At 62.6% G+C, this 19,344-nt stretch carries 16 protein-coding genes; 5 read left to right on the forward strand and 11 right to left on the reverse strand.

Annotation, left to right across the window (positions count from 1 at the left end; all coding sequences use genetic code 11):
* Positions 1-34: 34 nt before the first annotated feature.
* From ACI77I_RS12715 to cbiE, 7 genes are all read right to left on the reverse strand, one after another.
* Positions 35-1,417, reverse strand: a complete 1,383-nt coding sequence (locus ACI77I_RS12715) for a PepSY-associated TM helix domain-containing protein (RefSeq protein ID WP_406997715.1) — start codon at positions 1,415-1,417, stop codon at positions 35-37.
* A 137-nt stretch (positions 1,418-1,554) separates the two neighbouring features.
* Complete coding sequence (locus ACI77I_RS12720; RefSeq protein ID WP_094949780.1) at positions 1,555-3,615, reverse strand: TonB-dependent copper receptor; 2,061 nt, start codon at positions 3,613-3,615, stop codon at positions 1,555-1,557.
* 93 nt (positions 3,616-3,708) lie between these two features.
* The gene (locus tag ACI77I_RS12725) at positions 3,709-4,071 is read right to left on the reverse strand and encodes a DUF2946 domain-containing protein (protein ID WP_094949819.1); all 363 of its coding nucleotides are present in this window, start codon (positions 4,069-4,071) and stop codon (positions 3,709-3,711) included.
* A 64-nt stretch (positions 4,072-4,135) separates the two neighbouring features.
* Entirely contained in the window at positions 4,136-4,618 is a 483-nt protein-coding gene (locus ACI77I_RS12730; RefSeq protein ID WP_094949781.1) for a copper chaperone PCu(A)C, read from the reverse strand.
* Between the two features lie 46 nt (positions 4,619-4,664).
* Positions 4,665-5,060, reverse strand: coding sequence for a DUF2946 domain-containing protein (locus tag ACI77I_RS12735; protein WP_406997716.1), 396 nt, complete (start codon positions 5,058-5,060; stop codon positions 4,665-4,667).
* A gap of 274 nt (positions 5,061-5,334) precedes the next feature.
* Positions 5,335-6,054, reverse strand: a complete 720-nt coding sequence (locus tag ACI77I_RS12740) for a cobalt-precorrin-6A reductase (protein WP_094949783.1) — start codon at positions 6,052-6,054, stop codon at positions 5,335-5,337.
* Positions 6,051-7,256: a precorrin-6y C5,15-methyltransferase (decarboxylating) subunit CbiE gene (gene cbiE, locus ACI77I_RS12745; protein ID WP_406997717.1), complete on the reverse strand. Its 1,206-nt coding sequence runs from the start codon at positions 7,254-7,256 to the stop codon at positions 6,051-6,053. The genes ACI77I_RS12740 and cbiE overlap by 4 nt, the downstream gene beginning before the upstream one ends.
* 38 nt (positions 7,257-7,294) lie before the next feature.
* Between cbiE and cobG the strand changes: the two genes are divergently transcribed.
* The 5 genes from cobG to ACI77I_RS12770 all read left to right on the forward strand — a co-directional run bounded on the left by cobG (position 7,295) and on the right by ACI77I_RS12770 (position 12,648).
* The gene (cobG, locus tag ACI77I_RS12750; RefSeq protein WP_406997718.1) at positions 7,295-8,641 is read left to right on the forward strand and encodes a precorrin-3B synthase; all 1,347 of its coding nucleotides are present in this window, start codon (positions 7,295-7,297) and stop codon (positions 8,639-8,641) included.
* On the forward strand, positions 8,634-9,260 hold the full coding sequence (locus ACI77I_RS12755; protein ID WP_094949786.1) for a precorrin-8X methylmutase: 627 nt from the start codon (positions 8,634-8,636) through the stop codon (positions 9,258-9,260). The genes cobG and ACI77I_RS12755 overlap by 8 nt, the downstream gene beginning before the upstream one ends.
* Positions 9,260-9,991 carry a precorrin-2 C(20)-methyltransferase gene (locus ACI77I_RS12760; protein ID WP_094949787.1) on the forward strand — a complete coding sequence of 244 codons (732 nt, stop codon included), beginning with the start codon at positions 9,260-9,262 and terminating at the stop codon, positions 9,989-9,991. The genes ACI77I_RS12755 and ACI77I_RS12760 overlap by 1 nt, the downstream gene beginning before the upstream one ends.
* A complete protein-coding gene (gene cobJ / locus ACI77I_RS12765) occupies positions 9,991-11,628 on the forward strand; it encodes a precorrin-3B C(17)-methyltransferase (protein WP_406997719.1) in 1,638 nt (545 codons plus the stop codon). Before ACI77I_RS12760 ends, cobJ begins: the two co-directional genes overlap by 1 nt.
* Positions 11,629-11,865: 237 nt before the next feature.
* Positions 11,866-12,648: a hypothetical protein gene (locus tag ACI77I_RS12770; RefSeq protein ID WP_094949789.1), complete on the forward strand. Its 783-nt coding sequence runs from the start codon at positions 11,866-11,868 to the stop codon at positions 12,646-12,648.
* On the opposite strand, the gene ACI77I_RS12775 is transcribed toward ACI77I_RS12770, so the two are convergent.
* The 4 genes from ACI77I_RS12775 to purH all read right to left on the reverse strand — a co-directional run bounded on the left by ACI77I_RS12775 (position 12,645) and on the right by purH (position 19,299).
* Positions 12,645-13,241 carry a MarC family protein gene (locus ACI77I_RS12775; RefSeq protein WP_017253590.1) on the reverse strand — a complete coding sequence of 199 codons (597 nt, stop codon included), beginning with the start codon at positions 13,239-13,241 and terminating at the stop codon, positions 12,645-12,647. The two genes, ACI77I_RS12770 and ACI77I_RS12775, sit on opposite strands and share 4 nt — an antisense overlap.
* Positions 13,242-13,372: 131 nt before the next feature.
* On the reverse strand, positions 13,373-16,144 hold the full coding sequence (locus ACI77I_RS12780; protein ID WP_263274438.1) for a hybrid sensor histidine kinase/response regulator: 2,772 nt from the start codon (positions 16,142-16,144) through the stop codon (positions 13,373-13,375).
* A 115-nt stretch (positions 16,145-16,259) separates the two neighbouring features.
* Positions 16,260-17,552, reverse strand: coding sequence for a phosphoribosylamine--glycine ligase (gene purD, locus ACI77I_RS12785; protein ID WP_094949791.1), 1,293 nt, complete (start codon positions 17,550-17,552; stop codon positions 16,260-16,262).
* 139 nt (positions 17,553-17,691) lie between these two features.
* Entirely contained in the window at positions 17,692-19,299 is a 1,608-nt protein-coding gene (gene purH, locus ACI77I_RS12790; RefSeq protein WP_094949792.1) for a bifunctional phosphoribosylaminoimidazolecarboxamide formyltransferase/IMP cyclohydrolase, read from the reverse strand.
* Positions 19,300-19,344: the final 45 nt, after the last annotated feature.

The following is a 19,344-nucleotide window of genomic DNA, read 5'->3' on the forward strand; positions in this document are numbered from 1 at the left end:
ACAGAAGGGCTCTGCCGTGGGCATCTCGCCTGCTTCATGCAGAACCTGAGGCAGATTCACGTGGGTTGAAAAAACGCGCCAACACAAGACGATCCAATACCCACACCACGATCAACGACGCGCCCACCAACGGGAAGATAATCGCCAGCCCGAGCATGATCACCATCGCGGTTTTCCACTTCGGCAGGTCATGGCGCAACGGCGGAACACCCAGGCCACCGGCAGGTCTGCGCTTCCACCAGATCACCACGCCACTGACGGCGCTGAGCAGAATCATCAAGCAAATCATCAACACGATCAGTTGATTGACCCAGCCGAACATCTTGCCTTCATGCAGCATCACACCGGTCTCAGTAGCACGGGCGACGGTGTTGTAGTGTTCCCAGCGCACATCGGCGAGAACCTTGCCGGTGTATTGGTCCACGTGCAGGGTGGCGTCATTGCGTGGGTCGTTGGCGAATACCGCGATGGTGAACACGCCTTCGGCGGTGGTGGGGAAGGTGATGCTGTAGCCGGGCTCGACCTTACGTGCGTTGGCCAGGTCGACCACGTGTTGCAGGCGCACGGTGGGGGCGGCCGGGCCAGAGTGCATGGCGCCGTGGTTCATGTGTTCGGCGTGGTCGCCGGACATGGGCATCGGCGTGTTTTCCATGGCCCAGGGCACGGTTTGCTGGCTGGCGGTATTGAGCACGCGGGCCTGCTGATCGGACTGCGGCACGTTGTTCCACATCGCCGCCGGGAAGGTGTTCCACAGCTCGGCGTATTGCTTGCCCCAGAAGCCGGTCCAGGTCATGCCGCTGAGCAGCATCACCAGTAAAAAGGCCGCGCTCCAGAAGCCGGCGACCGCGTGCATATCGCGCCAGAACACCCGGCCACGTGTGTTAAATCGCGGCCACAAGACCCCGGCCGACGACTTGCCGCGCGGCCACCACAGGTACACGCCGGACACCACGAGCATCACGCCCCAACCGGCGGCGAGTTCCACCAGGCGATCGCCGACGGTGCCGATCATCAGCTCTCCGTGCAACGCGCGGGCGATGGCTTGCAGGTTGTATTTGGAATCCTGTTCGCCAAGCACGGTGCCGCGATACGGGTCGACGAACACGGTCACTTCGCGCCCATCGTGACGCATCACGAATTGCGCGCTGCTGGTGGCGTCGGCAGGCGGCAAATATTTGCTGATCTTGCCTTGGGGAAAGGCCGCCTGGGCGCGTTGCAATTGTTCGTCGGCACTCAATGCGTGTTCGGCGCTTTGCACCTTGAGCAGGTCGCCATACATCAGCGGGTCGAGCTGGGGTTTGAACAGGTAGATGATGCCGGTGAGGGCCAGCAGCACCATGAAAGGGGCGACGAATAGCCCGGCGTAGAAGTGCCAACGCCAGGCCAGGTTGTAGAAGGAAATCTTTTGAGTGGTCATCAGGTGCTCCGCAAAGGCTTTAAAAATTTTTGTCAGTTATGCAGCCATCGCGGGCAAGTCGCACCGCCGCTCCCACAGGGGAATGTATTTCAACTGTGGAAGCGGCGGTGCGACGATTCGACTTGCCCGCGATGCTGTTAGAAGCTCATGTCCACCTTGGTCCAGAGCGTGCGCCCCGGTTCCTTGATGGCTTGCGGGTCGTTGGCCGGGTAGCCGAAGCCTGCGTTACCGGCCAGGTTCAGGTGCTCGGCGTAGGCCTTGCCGAAGAGGTTGTCGACGCCGGTGCTGACCTTGAAGTTTTTGTTGATGCGGTACGCCGCGTTCAGCGAGAACACGCCAAAGCCGCCGCTCTTGTCGAAGTCTTTACCGACCACGTTGCCCTTGTTTTGGTCAATGCGGTTTTGCGCCGCGACTACGCGCCACAAGGCACCGGCGCTCCAGTCGTCTTCGCTGTAGGTCAGGCCGAAACGGGCGTCCAGCGGTGGCATTTGCGGCAGCGCTTTGCCGTCGCTGCTGTTCTTGCCCCAGGCGTAGGCGAGGCTGGCGTCGGCCTTCCAGTTGCGCGTCAGCTTGTAGGCTGCACCCAGTTCGCCGCCCATGATCCGTGCATCGACGTTACGCGCCTGGGAGGTGGTGCCCATCATGCCGGGCTTGTAATCGAACAGGATAAAGTCGCGTACCTGGCCGATATAAGCCGAGGCCCAGGCTTCCACATCGGCGGTTTTGTATTGCGCGCCGAAGTCGAGTTGGGTGGTCTTTTCCGGCTTCACGCCATCGAAGGCATTCACCGAACCGGCCGCGCCGGTTTTGGGCGAAAACAGCTCCCAGTAATCCGGGAAGCGTTCGGCGTGGCCCAGCCCGGCGTAGACGGTGGTCGGGCTGTCGGCCAAGTCATGCTCATAACGCATAAAGCCTGACGGCAGGGTATCGGCGCGGGTGTTGTCGGCGGTCGGGTTGGGGCGCGACATCATTCCTGAGCCCGTGCGCTGGCGGAAATCCTTGGCCGAGGCCCGGTCCAGGCGCGCACCGGTGATCAGACGATCGCGGTCGGCGGCGTACCAGGTCAGTTCGCCGAACACCCCGTAGTTGTGGAAGTTGGCGTCTTTGTTGCGCGGCAGATTCTTGTAGGTGTCGATGCCCATGCTGCTGCGTTGGCGGTGCTCGTTGGTCTGCGCATCCAGGCCGCTGATCAACTGCACATCGGCCCAGCGCCAAGTGGCCTTGATCCGCGCGCCGAGGGTGCGGCGGTCGACGTTGGAGGCCATGGGCCCGGCCATCATCCCGGTGCCCGACGGCGTGCGCAGGCTGTAGTTGTCCATCACATGGTCGGCGTAGTTGTAGTAGACCTGGGCCTCGACCTTATCCAGCACCTCGCCGATATTGGACTTCTCGAAACGCAGGCCCAGGCTTTCGCGCAAGAACTGCGAACCGTCCATGCCGCGCCCGGCGTAGCGGGCTTCACCATCGCCACGGCCGGCGGTGAGTTCCAGCAGGGTGTCGGCGTCGGGGGTGAAACCGACCGCGACGTCGCCGTTCCATTTGTCGTAGCGCGAGGCGACTGTGTCGTTGTTGCCATCCTTGTAGTCATCGGCATGCGCTTGGTTGCCGATCACCCGCACATAGCCCAGCGGCCCGCCGGCGGCGGCATCGATGACTTTGTCGAAGCGCCCGTTGGAACCGGCCAGCACGCTGGCGTTGACCCGTGTGCCCAGTTCGCCGAACTGCTCCGGCTCACGCTCGAACAGGATGGTACCGGCCGAGGCGCCCGGGCCCCAGAGTACGGTTTGCGGGCCTTTGATCACGGTCAGCTTGTCGTAGGTCTCCGGCGAGATATACGAGGTGGGCGCATCCATCCGGCCGGGGCAGGCGCCGAGCATCATGCCGCCGTTGGTGAGGATATTCAGGCGCGAGCCGAACATGCCGCGCAGCACCGGGTCGCCATTGGTGCCGCCGTTGCGCACCAGGGCGAAGCCGGGGATGGTCTTGAGGTAGTCGCCGCCATCGCTGGCGGGCACCGGTTGGCGCGGGTCTTTCGGGTTGGTGATCACGGTCAGCGGCGAGCTGGGGGCAATCGCAGTGATCACCGTGGGGCTCAGATCATGATCTTCCGCGTGAACCTGTGGCACCAACAGTGCGCCACACAGAACAGCGAAAACAGGGGTACGTCCCAAACGGGTGTCAGCAGAAAACCTGGACATGAAAAATTCCATCAATCATTCGTAAACAACACGGCCAGCAGCCTGCGGCTGTCTGTCTAAAGTCGGCCGGGGTGAAGTAACGCGGTGAAGTGCTTACGCGGTGATGGGTGGCGCGCGGCTGCGGGCGCCGGGGAAGATGCTCTGCCGGGCATGGCCCAGGCGTGGGGCGGGGGTGAGGGCGTTGGCCGGCGGCGGGGTGCCAAGGGTGACGTAGGACACGCTGCCGGGCAGGGCCGGGCAGCTGAAGAGCAGGCTGCAATAGCCGCACTTTTCCCAGAGCACGTGGTGTTCGTCAGGCGTTTTACTGTGTTGCGGTGGGGCGCCATGGCAGTTGGGCATGTCCATGGACATTTCCATCGACATACCGGCGTGATGATCCATCGGCATCGCTTGGGAAATCAGCGGACCGATAAAGATCATCAGCATGGCGAACAGGCTGATCCAACTGCCGCGCATCAAGCCCATGGGCTTGCGGCGCTGCGCGGATAACCTGGCGCGAGGGGCGCCCATCGAGGTTGGCCTATTGAGCGTGCATATGCTCGTGGCCCGCCATCGGCGGCGTTTTCTGAACCGAGACTTCCACTTCAACCTTGCCGGCTTTTTCGAACGTCAGGGTCAGTGGGAATTGCTTGCCATCGGCCAACAGACTACGGTCTTTGAGACCCAGCAGCATCACGTGATAGGCCATCGGCGCGAAGGTCAAATCACCCTTGGCCGGCACGGCAACGCTGGGCACTTGTTGCATCTTCATCAAGTCGCCTTGCATCACATGCTCATGCAGTTCGGCTTTGTCCGCCACAGGCGTCTCGACGCTAAGTAAGCGGTCCGGCGTTTCCCCGGTGTTATGAATCACAAAATACGCCGCGACGGTCGGCGCATTGGGCGGCAATTCCTGAGACCAGGGACCGCTGACCAGCAAGTCGCCGGCCTTGTAGTCATCGGCATTGGCAGCAACGCACACCGGCAGCAACAACGCAGCCAGAAGCAGGGAAGATTTGAGCATGGCAGTTCTCCAGAACGGTTCTAAACGCAGTTCACTTGCGAAGAAATCAGGCCGTTGGAGAGGCGCGCGGGTTGAGGCTCGGCCATTGCTGGCGCGGTGTAGGCGCTTGCAGTGAAGGTGGCGGCAGGCTCTGCACCGCCGCAAACCGTGTGATGTACAACTGCGGCACATGCCCCGGCAACGCCACCAGCGGCGGCGAGCCCGAGCAACACCAGCAATGCTGCATGGTGGAGTGGTCGTCCTGCTGCGGCGCCGGAATGTCCAGCTTGCCCAGGGCAATGGTCTTCAGGCTGGCGCCATTAGACGAACAGAAACTGCCCCACAGCAATTGCTGCACGGGGTCACTGGACTGCTGCATCGCACTGGCCATCGGCATGGCAAAGGCGTTGAACAGCACTGCAAAGCAGGCGATCCACACAATTGCAAAGCGTTGACGGGCCATGGCGGACAATCCGTAGGGTTAAACGATCAGGTGGGTATTTAGCCTGATCGGTGGGGATAAGTAAAAAGCGCAGGTGTGGTTTGGTGTCGCAGTGGTTGCCTTCATGATAGTCGGGAACCACGGATTGCCAATTTTTCAGACGGGTCGCGACATCCGGCGTGACGTTGAACCCTGTGGGAGCTGGCTTGCCTGCGATGGCATCACCTTGGCCTAACTGGAAGACCGAGCCGTCTGCATCGCAGGCAAGCCCGCTCCCACATTGGAAAGGTGGTGTTTAGAGAGTGTTGACTGCCTGTAGCACCGCAGCCACGTCGGTGAACTCTCGATCTACCGCAGCCAACACTGGACGCTTCAATACAAGCACCGGCATTCCCAGCTCGCGCGCCACTTCCAGCTTCGGTTCAGTGGCCGTGCTGCCGCTGTTCTTGCTGATCAGCACATCAATCCCACGCCGCTCAAACAACGCGCGCTCATCCTCGATCAGAAACGGCCCACGCGCACCGATGACTTCACAGCGCGCATTCCCCGGATACACATCCAGCGCGCGCAGCGTCCAGAACTGCTCCGGCGGAATTTCCTCGAGATGCTGCAACGGCTCGCGCCCAAGAGTGAACAACGGCCGCTTGAAGGGTTTCAACGCTTCAATCAGCTCGGCCCAATCACTGACCTCACGCCAGTCATCGCCCGCCTGCGGTTGCCACGCCGGGCGGCGCAACGCCCAGCAAGGGATGCCGGACAGCGTTGCAGCCTCGGCAGCATTCCGGCTGATCTGAGCTGCATAGGGATGGGTGGCGTCGAGAATCAGGCTGATGTGTTCCTCACGAACAAACTGCACGAGGCCCTCAACGCCACCATAACCGCCGACACGCACGTGGCATGTGAGGTCCGTCGGTACGCGGCCCACGCCCGCCAGGCTATAGATGTGCTCCGGGCCCAGAGTTCGGGCAATGGCCAGGGCTTCAGTCACGCCGCCCAACAGCAGGATGCGTTTCATAGTGGTTTGACCACTTCCAGCAAGGTGATCGGCAGCGCCTGGCGCCAGGTGTCGAACTCACCCAACGGCTGGGCCTGCGCCACATGAATGCGAGTCAGCTCGCCGCCGTGCTCCGCGCGCCAGGCCATCAGGGTCATTTCGCTTTGCAGGGTCACGGCATTCGCCACCAAGCGGCCGCCGGGGCGCAGGTGCTGCCAGCAGGTGTCGAGTACGCCCTCGCGGGTGACGCCGCCGCCGATGAAGATCGCATCCGGTGCTTCCTGTCCGTGTAATACGTCCGGAGCCTTGCCGCGAATCAGGTGCAGGCCGGGCACGCCGAGGGCGTCGCGGTTATGTTCGATCAGGCCTTGGCGGCCGGCATCGGCTTCAATCGCCAGTGCACGACAGCTCGGGTGGGCGCGCATCCATTCGATGCCGATAGAGCCGCTGCCCGCGCCCACATCCCAGAGTAACTCGCCGGGCATCGGCGCGAGGCGGGCGAGGGTCATGGCGCGCACATCGCGCTTGGTTAGTTGGCCGTCGTGTTTGAACGCCGAATCCGGTAGACCGGCGAGGCGCGACAGGCGCGGCGTATTGGCGTCGGCGAGGCAGTCGATGGCGACCACGTTCAAATCGGCGACCTGGGTGTGCTCCCATGACTGGGCCAGTCCGTCGATACGCTGCTCATCCACGCCGCCTAAGTGTTCAAATACGGTCAACCGGCTGGACCCAAACCCGGACTCAACCAAAAGCGAGGCAATCGCCGCAGGGCTGCGCCCGTCATTGCTCAACACCAGCAACCGCACGCCACTGGCCAAATGTGCATTCAGCGCCGCCAGCGGCCGCGCGACCACTGACAATGTCACCACTTCCTGCAACGGCCAGCCCAACCGCGCCGCTGCCAACGACACCGACGACGGCGCCGGCAAAATCAGCAACTCTTCAGCCGCCACCTGCCGCGCCAAACTGGCGCCCACGCCATAGAACATCGGGTCGCCGCTGGCCAGCACGCACACAGGCTCGCCGCGCCGCGCCAACACCGGCGCCAGGGAAAACGGGCTAGGCCACAACTGACGCTCGCCACGAATACACACCGGCAACAGGTCCAACTGACGCTGGCCGCCTATAATCCGGGAGGCGCGCAACAAGGCGTGCCGGGCGTTTCTGCCCAGCCCCTTGAAGCCGTCTTCACCGATGCCTACTACCGTCAGCCAGGGCGACATATCAATTCCTTGAACGACATCCGACGGGCAGGCTTTTCATGCCACCGGACAAAGCAGGCATAATACCGCGCCTTTACCCGTCAACCGGTAGCTCCGTGAACCCAACGCCTGCTCTGAACACCTTGCGCCCCTCGGCTTGTCCGGGGTTGCTGCGTATCGTCCAGGCGTTGGATGGTGGCATTTGTCGAATCAAATTGGCCGGTGGGTCGATCACTGCCGCCCAGGCGATTGCCGTGGCGGATGCAGCCCAAGCCTATGCGGGCGGGGTGATCGAGGCCACCAACCGCGCCAATCTGCAGATTCGCGGGATTGGCGCCGAGCAGGGCGCCTTGATTGCCGCGCTGCTGGCCGCAGGCCTTGGCCCGAACAACGCCGCTGGCGACGATGTGCGCAACCTGATGCTCAGCCCCAGCGCCGGTATCGACCCGCAGATGCTGTTCGACACCCGCCCGCTGGCCGACCAGATCCTCGCCACCTTGCAAAACCATCCACGGTTCCATGAGTTGTCGGCTAAGTTCGCCGTGCAGCTGGATGGCTTTGAGGCCCTGGCGATGCTCGAGCATCACCACGACCTGTGGCTGTCGGCGTTTGAGCGTGATGGTGAAACATTGTTGGCCTTTGGCTTAGCCGGTTGCCCGGGGTTGGATGCGCCATTGGCGGCTGTGCCCCTAGAGCAAGGTCATGCTTTGGTCGTTGCCGTGCTCGAGCTGTTTCTCGACTTGGCGACCCCGACGCAAACTCGCATGCGTCATCTGGCTGTGGATAACTTACTGGCCCGTCTAAACCTGCCGCTGCTGCCGGTGGATGGCTTCAAACGCCCGGCCAGTGAGGCTTTATTGCATTTAGGGACTTATCCACAGGGTCAAAAAAATCAGTTCTACGTCGCCGCCGTTGCGCCATTGGGTCGTTTGGATTCAACCATGCTTAAAGGCGTCGCGCAGCTGGCCAGTGAGTGTGGCGACGGCACGTTGCGCTTTACGCCTTGGCAGGGCGTGCTGCTGCCCAATGTTCAAAATCATGACGCCGTTACTGCGCAGTTGGAGCGGTTGGGCTTTCTCTGCTCAGTCGACCAACCCCTGGCGCGCATGATCGCCTGCACGGGCTCAAGTGGCTGCGGCAAAGGCCTGGCCGACACCAAGGCCGACGCCCTGCAATTGGCCGCGCTGCAACCCGGCGTTGAGGTGCACCTGTCCGGCTGCCCACGCTCCTGCGCCGCCGCACACACCGCGCCGGTCACCTTGCTGGCGGTGAGCCCCGGCCACTACGACGTCTATTTTCGCGACGCAGCCCAACCCGGTTTCGGCCGGCTGCACGCGTGCACTCTTTCCATTGAAGCGGCGGGCGCCCTGTTACGCGCACGCTCACGGAGCAACACCGATGATTGATTACATCCGCGACGGTCAGGAGATCTATCGCAACTCCTTCGCCATTATTCGCGCGGAAGCCAAGTTGGACCGCATCCCGGCCGACCTGGAAAAACTCGCGGTGCGGGTGATTCATGCCTGCGGCATGGTCGAGGCCATCGACGGCCTGCAGTTCTCCGAAGGTGCAGGCAAGGCCGGGCGCGATGCGCTGGCCGCTGGCGCACCGATTTTGTGTGATGCGCGAATGGTCTCCGAAGGCGTGACCCGCACGCGCCTGCCGGCCAACAACGAAGTGATCTGCACCCTACGCGACGACAGCGTGCCGGAGCTGGCGCGGGAGCTGGGCAACACCCGCTCCGCTGCCGCGCTGGAACTGTGGCGCCCGCACCTGGAAGGCAGCGTGGTGGTCATCGGCAACGCGCCGACCGCGTTGTTCTACCTGCTGGAAATGCTCGATGCCGGCGCGCCGAAACCGGCGTTAATTCTCGGCTTCCCGGTCGGCTTCGTCGGCGCCGCCGAATCCAAGGCGATGCTGGCGGCAGACAGCCGTGGCGTGCCGTTCGTGATCATGCAGGGCCGCCTGGGCGGCAGTGCGATGGCCGCCGCTGCGGTTAACGCCTTGGCCACGGAGGTCGAATAATGCCGGCACGCGGACGTTTGATCGGCTTGGGCGTGGGCCCCGGCGACCCGGAACTGATCACGCTCAAGGCCCTGCGCCTGCTGCGCGAGTCGCCGGTGGTGGCGTACTTCGTGGCCAAGGGCAAGAAGGGCAACGCTTTCGGCATCATCGAAGACCACTTGGTCGCGCAGCAGACCTTGATGCCGCTGGTGTACCCGGTGACCACCGAAGTGCTGCCGGCGCCGCTGTCTTACGAGCAAGTCATTAGCGACTTCTACGACACCGCCAGCCTCGACGTCGCCGCGCACCTGGACGCCGGCCGCGATGTGGCGGTGATCTGCGAAGGCGACCCGTTCTTCTACGGCTCCTACATGTACCTGCACGACCGCCTCGCCGAGCGCTATGAAGCCCAAGTCATCCCCGGCGTGTGCTCAATGCTCGGCGGCGCCTCGGTACTCGGCGCGCCGTTGGTGTATCGCAATCAGAGCCTATCGGTGCTGTCGGGTGTGCTGCCCCATGACGACCTCAAGCGTCGCTTGGCGGATGCCGATGCGGCGGTGATCATGAAGCTGGGCCGCAACTTCCCCAAGGTGCGCCAGGTGCTGGAAGAACTCGGTTTGGCCGAGCGTGCGCTGTATGTGGAGCGCGCGACCATGGCCAACCAGAAAATCGTGCCGCTGGGTCAGGTCGACCCGGCGTCTTCGCCGTATTTCTCGCTGATCATCGTGCCGGGTGAAAGGTGGCAAGGTTGATGCGCCCGGCGATCGTCATTCTGGGTCAGGGCAGCCTGGCCACGGCGCGCAAGATTGCGCAGGTTTACCCCGGCGCGCTGATTCATGGTTTGGCCGGGCGGGTTGAAGGTGCCGACCAGACCTACAGTGAGTTCGGCGCGACCCTGCGCCAGCTGTATCAACAAGGCACACCGCTGATTGCGCTGTGCGCCGCCGGCATCGTGATCCGCACCCTGGCGCCGCTGCTGCTGGAAAAGGGTGAGGAACCCGCTGTGCTGGCTGTGGCCGAAGACGGCAGCGTCGTGGTGCCCTTGCTCGGCGGCCTCGGCGGTGTGAACCTGATGGCGCGCGACATTGCCGCCGCGTTGGGCGTGTCTGCCGCGATCACCACCAGTGGCGAGTTGCGTTTCGGCACCTGCCTGCTGAACCCGCCGGCCGGTTATCAGCTGGCGGACCTGGAGTTGGGCAAGCGTTTCGTCTCGGACCTGCTCGCCGGCGAAAGCGTGCGCATCGAAGGCGCGGCGCCTTGGCTGGACCAGGCCAATTTGCCGCAGGATCAGCACGCGCGCCTGGCGATTCATGTGGGCAGCACCGAACGTGTGCCTTCGGCTAACGAGTTGCTGATTTATCCAAAGAACGTATGCGTCACCTGCAAGCCCGGCGTGCAGTTGGCTGAGCGAGTGCGTGCGGCATTACATGACGCAGGCATTGCGCTGCAAGCCCTGGCCTGCCTGTTGGCCAGCGAGCTGCAGATGGCCGACGCTTCACTGCATGAGGCTGCATTGGAACTGGGTGTGCCGCTGCGTTTTGCTGGCGTGACTCAAGAGGCCGACATCGTCATCAGCGTTGCCGAGCAACCGCTGGACCTGGCGCATGTCGGGCGCCCGCGTGGTCGTTTGGCGGTGATCGGCCTGGGCCCGGGCGCCGCCGAGTTGATGGTGCCGGCGGTCAAGGCTGAACTGGCGCGCTGCACCGATGTGCTGGGTTATGAAACCTATGTGCGCATGGCCGGGCCGTTTCGCGACGATCAAGTGCAGCACTGCACGGATAACCGCGAGGAAATGCAGCGCGCGCGTCACGCGTTTGAGCTGGCCGCGCAGGGCCGTTCCGTGGTCGTGGTGTCGTCCGGCGACCCCGGCGTGTTCGCCATGGCCGCTGCGGTGATCGAGGCCTTGCACGAGTCTAGCGATCCGGCCTGGCATCAGGTCGACCTGGAGATCCTGCCGGGTGTCTCGGCCTCCCTGGCCACCGCCGCCCAGGCGGGTGCACCGCTGGGCCATGACTTCTGCGTGATGTCGCTGTCGGACAACCTCAAGCCCTGGTCGATCATCGAAAAGCGCCTGGACCTCGCGTCCCAGGCCGACCTGGCCCTGGCGTTCTACAACCCGATCTCGCGTTCGCGGCCTTGGCAGCTGGGCCGCGCGCTGGAGATCGTCGCGTTGCACCGCACGCCGCAGACCCCGGTGGTGCTGGGGCGCGACATCGGTCGCCCAGGCCAGACCCTGCGTGTCACCACGCTTGGGCAATTGACGCCGGAACAGGTCGATATGCGCACCATGGTGCTGATCGGCTCGTCCACCACGTGCGTGTTCCCACGTGCTGGTGGCGGTGACTGGGTGTATACGCCGCGCTGGTATGGCGAGAAGCCCGCCGGCTGAAAACGGCCTGGCGCACGCAAGAAGGCTCCGAGTAACGCTGGGTGAAAACCTGCTGCTACTCGGAGCTTTTTCTTTTTTTATCGATGAAATCCGGACGGCCTGCGTGTACGCCTCGTTATTGCTGGGTGGCGCTTTTTCCACGGGTGGGCCAAGCGATGTTTGTCGCCTGGAAAGCCCGCCCGCCACTGGACTAGTGTGGAGGAAAACCCCATGTGGGGTGCTTGTGGAGAACTGAAAATGGAGCGACATCACAAAAGGATCATCAGTGCGAAAAGGCGCAAGTTGATTGCCGCCTACAAGCTGCCAGGCGCACCGGGAAAGACGCCCTCTGTACCGGTGGGCACCGTGGAGGATGATTGCAACGCGGCCGTGGTGAACAACGGGGTGATCTCGTTTATCGAGGGCATGTCCGCCTTGAACCGCGAGTACGTGCGCAAGAGCTACCTGCTGGCGAGCAGCTATGTCAGCGATGTGTTGAAGGTGCAGCGCGGTACCGAGGTTTGGTACGACGAATTTATTAAGGTGATGGTCAGCCTGGGCTGGCTGCCGGTGCGCAGCCGCTTCAAGCGGGTGTCGAGCTCCGGCAAGGGCCTGACTGTACAACTGGCGGCGCTGAATATCATTGCGACAATGCTGGCATCGACTTCGCTGGCCGGGCCATTGCTCGCCGCACTGCCGAAATTAGCGGCCGACGCGCTGGAGGCGCTCAAGCGTCAACCCGTCTCGTTCGAGCTTTTCAAACGCAACAGCACGGTGCACCAAGGCGGTGATTTTGGCCTGGCGTCTTGTGCCGAAACTGATGGCGAAGTGACGATGGTGCTGGTGACTTACAGCTCCCACGGCGTGAGCAAACAGCTGGGGCTGCCGTTTCTGGAATGGGACAGTGCCTCGTTCGAGGCCTTCAGCGGGCAGACCTGCCTGGTGCTGAATACCTCGGTGGTCAACGAAAAAACTGTTCAGCTGATGCGCGAAAGCGCAGGTGACAAGGTGCAATTGGCAATCGCCAAGTACCGGATCTAGGGCACCAGGTAACCGCGCACCCCGGTAAAGATGATCTGCGCGGCGAGGGCGCACACGAACAACCCCATCAACCGGCTCACTATCTGCAAGCCCTGGTCACCCAGGATGCGTTCGATCCGGTTGGACAGGTACAGCACTACGCCCACCGTGAGGCTGGCCAGGGCGATACTGAGGATGGCCATGATCTTGTCATCCCAGTGCGGTTGGCTGACGCCCATCACCAGCAGCGCACCGATGGTGCCGGGGCCGACGGTGAGCGGGATGGTCAGCGGCACGATGGTCACGTCCTGCTGCACATTGTCGGTCTGCACCGCTGACTTGCCCTGGGCCATGCCCAGGGCGGAGATAAACAGCACGCTGCCGGCGCCGATGCGGAAGGCGTCCACGGTGATGCCGAACACACTGAAAATGACTCGACCGAACAGGTAGAGCAATACGCTCGAGACCAGTGTTGCCAGGGCCACTTTCCAGGCCAGCCGCCGGCGTTCCTTGCTGGAGTAACCCCGGGTCAGGCTGATAAAGCAGGACAGCACAAAGAATGGGCTGTAGAGCACCAGCATCTTCAGGTAAACGCTGAATAACACGTGGAGCATGGGGGGCGGCTCGCGGGCGGGGGAAGTGGGGAGAGTCTAACAGGCGACACTGATCAAATGTGGGAGCTGGCTTGTTGTGGCAAGTCCGCTCGCCACAAAAGCCTGTTCCCACATTGAGATCGCATTTTATGTCAGGACGGGGCGTGTTCCGGCCGCAGCTGACGCTGTGCCACCCAGAATTCCACCAACTCGCGCAACTGCGATAACTCCACCGGCTTGGCCATATGCCCATCCATCCCCGCCTGGCGCGCACGCTCTTTATGCTCCGAGAGAATGTGCGCTGTAAGCGCAACCACCGGGGTACGAATGCGTTGGTGGCTAACCTCCCACGCCCGCAGTTGCTGGGTAGCAGAGAAGCCATCGAGGATCGGCATTTCACAGTCCATCAACACCAAGTCGTAACGCTGGGCCTTCATCGCCTCGAGCGCTTCTTCGCCGTTACTGGCGGTGTCCGGGTTGAGGTTGAGCTTGCCGAGCATGCCGCGAATCACTTTGGTGGAGATGCTGTTGTCTTCGGCCACCAGGATGCGGAAATCGGCAGGCACGGTCACGGCTGCCGGTGCGCTGAGGGCCACGCGTGGCACCACCACGCCTTTGCTGCGCTGGGTCAGTTCGTCGGCCAGGGTGGTCTTGAGCGTATAGCCGGCCACCGGCTTGGCGAGGATGCGCTTGATCCCGCAGTTGCGCGCGATGATCTTGCTCGGCGCGTTGCTGATGCCGGTGAGCATGATTAGCAGGATGTCGTGGTTCAGGCTTGGGTCTTCCTTGATCTTCGCCGCCAGTTGCATGCCAGTCATGCCGGGCATGTTCTGGTCCAGCAGCACCACGTCGAAGTAGTCGCGCAAGTGCGCCTTGGTGCGCAGCAACGCCAGGGCCTCTTTGCCGGACGGCACGGCACTGACGTTCAGGCCCCAGGCTGTGCATTGTTGCACCAGCACTTTGCGGCACGTGTCGTTGTCGTCCACCACCAGCACCCGTGCGCCTTTGAGCGGGCCGTCGAGGTCAGAGGTCGGGTGCTCCAGGCGTTCCGGGTCCAGCGGCAGGGTCAGCCACAGGGTGCTGCCTTGGTGGCTGCCGCTCTTGATGCCGAACTCGCCGTTCATCAACAGGATCAGTTGGCGGGCGATCACCAGGCCCAGGTGGCCGCTCAAGCGTGTGGCCGAGAGGAAGTTCTTGCTGTGCAGTTCGCTGTGCAGCAACGCGTCGCGCTCGGCGGCTTCCATCGGCAGGCCGCTGTCTTGCACGGCAATGCGCAGGCGCGGTTTGGTGCTGCGCTCGTCGAGGGCGACGACGATCAACACTTCACCTTCATCGGTTTTTTGCAGGGCATTTTCCAGCAGGCTCAACAGTGCCTGGCGCAGGCGCGTCGGGTCTCCACTGATGACGCGGGGCACCTGGGGTTGAATAAAACTAATCAGTTCGACGTTCTGCTGCTCGGCCTTGGCGCGGAAGATACTCAGGCAGTCTTCGATCAGCGCATTGAGGTCGAATTGCACGTCGTCCAGCTCGATCTGCCCGGACTCCAGCTTGGAGATGTCGAGGATCTCGTTGATCAGCGTCAGCAGTTCGTTACCGGCGCTGTGGATGGTCTGTACGTAGTCGCGCTGCTTCACCGACAGCGGCGTGCCCAGCAACAACTCGGTCATACCCAGCACGCCGTTCATGGGTGTACGTATTTCGTGGCTGATCTTTGCCAGGAACTCGGCCTTGGCGGCGATCTCGGCATTGCTCGCCGCCAGGTCGCGGCTGAGGCTGAAGCGCGCCTCGACAATCGCGCGCTGGCGCTCGCCGAGGGCCAGGCTCATCAGCAAGCCGCTCAGGCAGATAAAGCCGAGCAGCGTGACGATCAAGCCTTGCGGGGCCACCAGCGTCAGGCCGAGCAGGGCTGGCAGAATGATCAGCGTGCCGATGTTGAACACCACCATCGCCGCCATGAACAGACGCGCCGGCCGGTAGCCTTTTTGCCAGTGATACGCCGAGACAAACAACATGCTCAAGCCGGCCAGGGCGACCAGTGCATAGGTGATGATGTTCAACGGCAAGGTATTGACGAACAACAGCAGCAGGCCGCACAGCACGATCAGCAGGATGTCGGCCATCAACAGCTTGTTCAGCGGGTGCGGGCCCAACGGCATGAAAAAACGGTAGGCAAACATCAGCCCGCACGGCGCGGTCAGCAGCAGGGCGAGGTAGGCGCCTGGTGTCTGCACCGCGTGCCAGTTTGGCAGCCACGGCCCCACGAGGTTCAGTAACAGCGCCAGGCTCAGCATCAACAACACTTCGCAGGCCGCCAGCCACAGGCTGCTGCGTGAGCGGTGATAGGCGAAGCGCGTGAGGTTGTGCAGGATCAGCATCAGCAGGCAGCCGAACAGCAGGCCGTAGATCAACGTCTGGTTCTGGTCGGCGGCGGCGAGCACGGCCGGTTCCAGGGTGATATAGGGACGCAGTTCGTGCTCCGAGACCAGGCGCAGGTACACCTCAAGCGGCTTCTGGCTCTGTGGCATCGGCAGCATGAAATCGCTGCTGGGCAGCGGGCGTTCCGCCTGGGGCTGGCGGGTGCCGGTGCTTTGTTGTTCCACCAGGGTGTCGCCGTCCAGTACATAGAGGCTCAGGTGGGAGAGATCCGGGGCAAACACCCGCAGCACTTGCTCGTGCTTGCCGGGTTGCAGCTTGAAGCGTACCCACAACGCACCGTCCGGCTCGGCGGCGGTAATCCGGTCCAGTTCGATGGGGCTGAATTGATTGGTGTAGCGAGCCGAGCGGATGTCGCTCAGTTGCAGGTCGGCCTGTTCATCAAGCAATACTGCCCAGCCAATGCCTTGCGCGGCGGCCTGGGCCGGGAACAAGCAGAGCAGAGTCAGCAGACTGACTGTGAAACCTATGGCGATCCTGAGCCAGCGCACGGCGAAATCCCTTCGTAGGTTGATGCACGGGTTAACTATGCGCGGGGCGACATGGGTACGGCAAGGGCCAGAGGCCCTTGCCTAACCGAACGGATAGCTACTTGAATGTAGCGCCTCAGTTGTTCTCGCCACGTTCACGGGCAATGGCGCGGTAGCCGATGTCCGTGCGGTAGAAGCAACCTTTCCAGTCGATTTTCGCGGCCAGCTTGTACGCCTGTTGTTGCGCGGCGTCGACACTGGCACCCATCGCGGTGGCGCACAAGACGCGGCCACCTGCGGTTACAACTTTGCCATCCTTGAGCGCGGTGCCCGCATGGAACACCTTACCTTCTAGCGTAGCAGCTGCGTCGAGGCCTTCAATCACATCGCCTTTGGCGTAATCGGCAGGGTAACCACCGGCCGCCAGCACGATGCCAACGCTCGGACGTGGGTCCCACTGCGCTTCAACCTTGTCCAGCGCCTGGGCCAGCGCAGCTTCCACCAGCAGCACCAAGCTCGATTGCAGGCGCAGCATCACTGGTTGAGTTTCCGGGTCACCAAAGCGGCAGTTGAACTCGATGACTTTCGGGTTACCGGCTTTGTCGATCATCAGGCCGGCATACAGGAAACCGGTGTACACATTGCCTTCGTCGGCCATGCCACGCACGGTCGGCCAGATCACCAGGTCCATCACGCGCTTGTGTACGTCGCTGGTGACCACTGGGGCCGGGGAGTAAGCACCCATGCCGCCGGTGTTCGGGCCAGTGTCAGCATCGCCGACGCGTTTGTGGTCTTGGCTGGTGGCCATTGGCAAGACGTTTTTGCCGTCGACCATCACGATAAAGCTGGCCTCTTCGCCGTCAAGGAACTCCTCGATGACCACGCGCGAACCGGCGTCACCGAAAGCGTTGCCGGCGAGCATGTCGCGCACGGCGTCTTCGGCTTCCTGCAGGGTCATCGCTACGATTACGCCTTTACCGGCGGCCAGGCCATCGGCCTTGATCACGATTGGCGCGCCTTTTTCACGCAGGTAAGCCAGTGCTGGCTCGATCTCGGTGAAGTTCTGGTAGTCGGCGGTCGGGATCTTGTGGCGCGCCAGGAAGTCTTTGGTGAACGCCTTGGAACCTTCCAGCTGGGCAGCGCCAGCGGTCGGGCCGAAGCAGTCCAGGCCACGGCTGCGGAACAGGTCCACAACGCCGGCAACCAGCGGCACTTCCGGGCCGACGATGGTCAGGGACACATTTTTTTCGGCAAAGTCAGCCAGTTGCTCCAGGGCCAATACGTCGATAGCGACGTTTTCGCACTTGGCTTCAATGGCGGTGCCGGCGTTGCCGGGGGCGACAAAAACTTTCTGGACACGCGGGTCCTGGGCAACTTTCCAGGCCAGGGCGTGTTCACGGCCACCGCTGCCAATGATCAAAACATTCATTTCATAAACCTCAAATTCTGTCAGTTGATCGTTCCCACGCTCCGCGTGGGAACGCAGCCCGGGACGTTCCGCGTCCCTCGGACGCAGAGCGTCCGTAGAGGCATTCCCACGCAGAGCGTGGGAACGATCTGTCGATCTGTCAGTGGCGGAAGTGGCGCATGCCGGTGAAGACCATGGCAATGCCGGCTTCGTCCGCAGCGGCGATGACTTCTGCATCACGCATTGAACCGCCCGGTTGGATCACGGCGGTAACACCGGCCTTCGCGGCATTGTCCAGGCCATCACGGAACGGGAAGAACGCATCGGAAGCCATTACCGAACCGACTACCTGCAAGCCTGCATGCTCAGCCTTGATCGCGGCGATACGCGCCGAGTTCACGCGGCTCATCTGGCCGGCGCCGACACCGATGGTCTGGCGGTTTTTGGCGTAGACGATGGCGTTGGACTTAACGTATTTGGCGACTTTCCAGGCGAAGATCAGGTCGTTGATTTCCTGCTCGGTTGGCGCGCGTTTGGTCACGACCTTCAGGTCTTCGCTGCCGATCATGCCGATGTCGCGGCTCTGTACCAGCAAGCCGCCGTTGACGCGCTTGTAGTCCCAGGCAGCGGCACGGTCAGCCGACCACTCGCCGCAGGCCAGCAGGCGCACGTTGGCTTTGGCGGCAACAATGGCGCGGGCCTCGATGCTGACGGAAGGGGCGATGATCACTTCGACGAACTGACGCTCGACGATGGCTTTGGCGGTTTCGGCATCCAGCTCGCGGTTGAAGGCGATGATGCCGCCGAACGCGGATTCGGTGTCGGTGGCATAGGCCAGTTCGTACGCCTGGCGGATACCGCCTTCAGCGTCCGGGCTCACAGCCACGCCGCACGGGTTGGCGTGCTTGACGATCACGCAGGCCGGCTTGACGAAGCTCTTCACGCATTCCAGCGCGGCGTCGGTGTCGGCCACGTTGTTGTAGGACAGCTCTTTGCCTTGCAACTGGGTTGCGGTGGCGATGCCGACTTCAGCCGGCTTGGCCTCAACGTAGAACGCCGCGCTCTGGTGCGGGTTCTCGCCGTAGCGCATTTCCTGGGCCTTGATGAACTGGCTGTTGAAGGTGCGCGGGAACTGGCTGCGACCTTCTGTGCTGAGGGTTTCAGCCGCTTGGTTCACGGTGCCCATGTAGTTGGCGATCATGCCGTCGTAGGCGGCGGTGTGTTCGAACGCCTTGAGCATCAGGTCGAAACGCTGGGCGTAGGTCAGGCCACCGGCTTTGAGGCTTTCGAGCACTTGGGCGTAGTCGCTGGCGTTAACCACGATGGCCACGTCTTTGTGGTTCTTGGCGGCAGAGCGGACCATGGTCGGGCCGCCGATATCGATGTTTTCGATGGCGGTCGGCAGGTCACAGCCAGGCTTGTTGATGGTGGCTTCGAACGGGTAGAGGTTAACGGCCACCAGGTCGATCGGCTTGATGCCGTGCTCGGTCATGATGGCGTCGTCGATACCGCGACGACCGAGGATACCACCGTGGATTTTCGGGTGCAGGGTCTTGACCCGACCGTCCATCATTTCTGCGAAACCGGTGTAGTCCGCGACTTCTACTGCGGCCACGCCGTTGTCCTGCAGCAGTTTGAAGGTCCCGCCCGTGGAGAGGATTTCCACACCCAGGGCTTCCAGCTCCCGGGCAAATTCGAGGATCCCGGTCTTGTCGGAAACACTGATCAAGGCGCGGCGGATCGGCAGGCGGGTAGTCTGGTCGGTCATTTCAATTTCCATCAAAAGCAAAGGAGTCAGCAAAAAAGGCGTCCG

This window comes from Pseudomonas sp. D47 (assembly GCF_045447305.1).
Classification (GTDB): Bacteria; Pseudomonadota; Gammaproteobacteria; order Pseudomonadales; family Pseudomonadaceae; genus Aquipseudomonas.

What these genes read in the sequence shown, in the direction of transcription:
- ACI77I_RS12715 (WP_406997715.1), bottom strand. Translation starts at nt 1,417, where the DNA reads ATGACCACTCAAAAGATTTCCTTCTACAACCTGGCCTGGCGTTGGCAC.
- ACI77I_RS12720 (WP_094949780.1), bottom strand. Translation starts at nt 3,615, where the DNA reads ATGTCCAGGTTTTCTGCTGACACCCGTTTGGGACGTACCCCTGTTTTC.
- ACI77I_RS12725 (WP_094949819.1), bottom strand. Translation starts at nt 4,071, where the DNA reads ATGCGCGGCAGTTGGATCAGCCTGTTCGCCATGCTGATGATCTTTATC.
- ACI77I_RS12730 (WP_094949781.1), bottom strand. Translation starts at nt 4,618, where the DNA reads ATGCTCAAATCTTCCCTGCTTCTGGCTGCGTTGTTGCTGCCGGTGTGC.
- ACI77I_RS12735 (WP_406997716.1), bottom strand. Translation starts at nt 5,060, where the DNA reads ATGGCCCGTCAACGCTTTGCAATTGTGTGGATCGCCTGCTTTGCAGTG.
- ACI77I_RS12740 (WP_094949783.1), bottom strand. Translation starts at nt 6,054, where the DNA reads ATGAAACGCATCCTGCTGTTGGGCGGCGTGACTGAAGCCCTGGCCATT.
- cbiE (WP_406997717.1), bottom strand. Translation starts at nt 7,256, where the DNA reads ATGTCGCCCTGGCTGACGGTAGTAGGCATCGGTGAAGACGGCTTCAAG.
- cobG (WP_406997718.1), top strand. Translation starts at nt 7,295, where the DNA reads ATGCCACCGGACAAAGCAGGCATAATACCGCGCCTTTACCCGTCAACC.
- ACI77I_RS12755 (WP_094949786.1), top strand. Translation starts at nt 8,634, where the DNA reads ATGATTGATTACATCCGCGACGGTCAGGAGATCTATCGCAACTCCTTC.
- ACI77I_RS12760 (WP_094949787.1), top strand. Translation starts at nt 9,260, where the DNA reads ATGCCGGCACGCGGACGTTTGATCGGCTTGGGCGTGGGCCCCGGCGAC.
- cobJ (WP_406997719.1), top strand. Translation starts at nt 9,991, where the DNA reads ATGCGCCCGGCGATCGTCATTCTGGGTCAGGGCAGCCTGGCCACGGCG.
- ACI77I_RS12770 (WP_094949789.1), top strand. Translation starts at nt 11,866, where the DNA reads ATGGAGCGACATCACAAAAGGATCATCAGTGCGAAAAGGCGCAAGTTG.
- ACI77I_RS12775 (WP_017253590.1), bottom strand. Translation starts at nt 13,241, where the DNA reads ATGCTCCACGTGTTATTCAGCGTTTACCTGAAGATGCTGGTGCTCTAC.
- purD (WP_094949791.1), bottom strand. Translation starts at nt 17,552, where the DNA reads ATGAATGTTTTGATCATTGGCAGCGGTGGCCGTGAACACGCCCTGGCC.
- purH (WP_094949792.1), bottom strand. Translation starts at nt 19,299, where the DNA reads ATGACCGACCAGACTACCCGCCTGCCGATCCGCCGCGCCTTGATCAGT.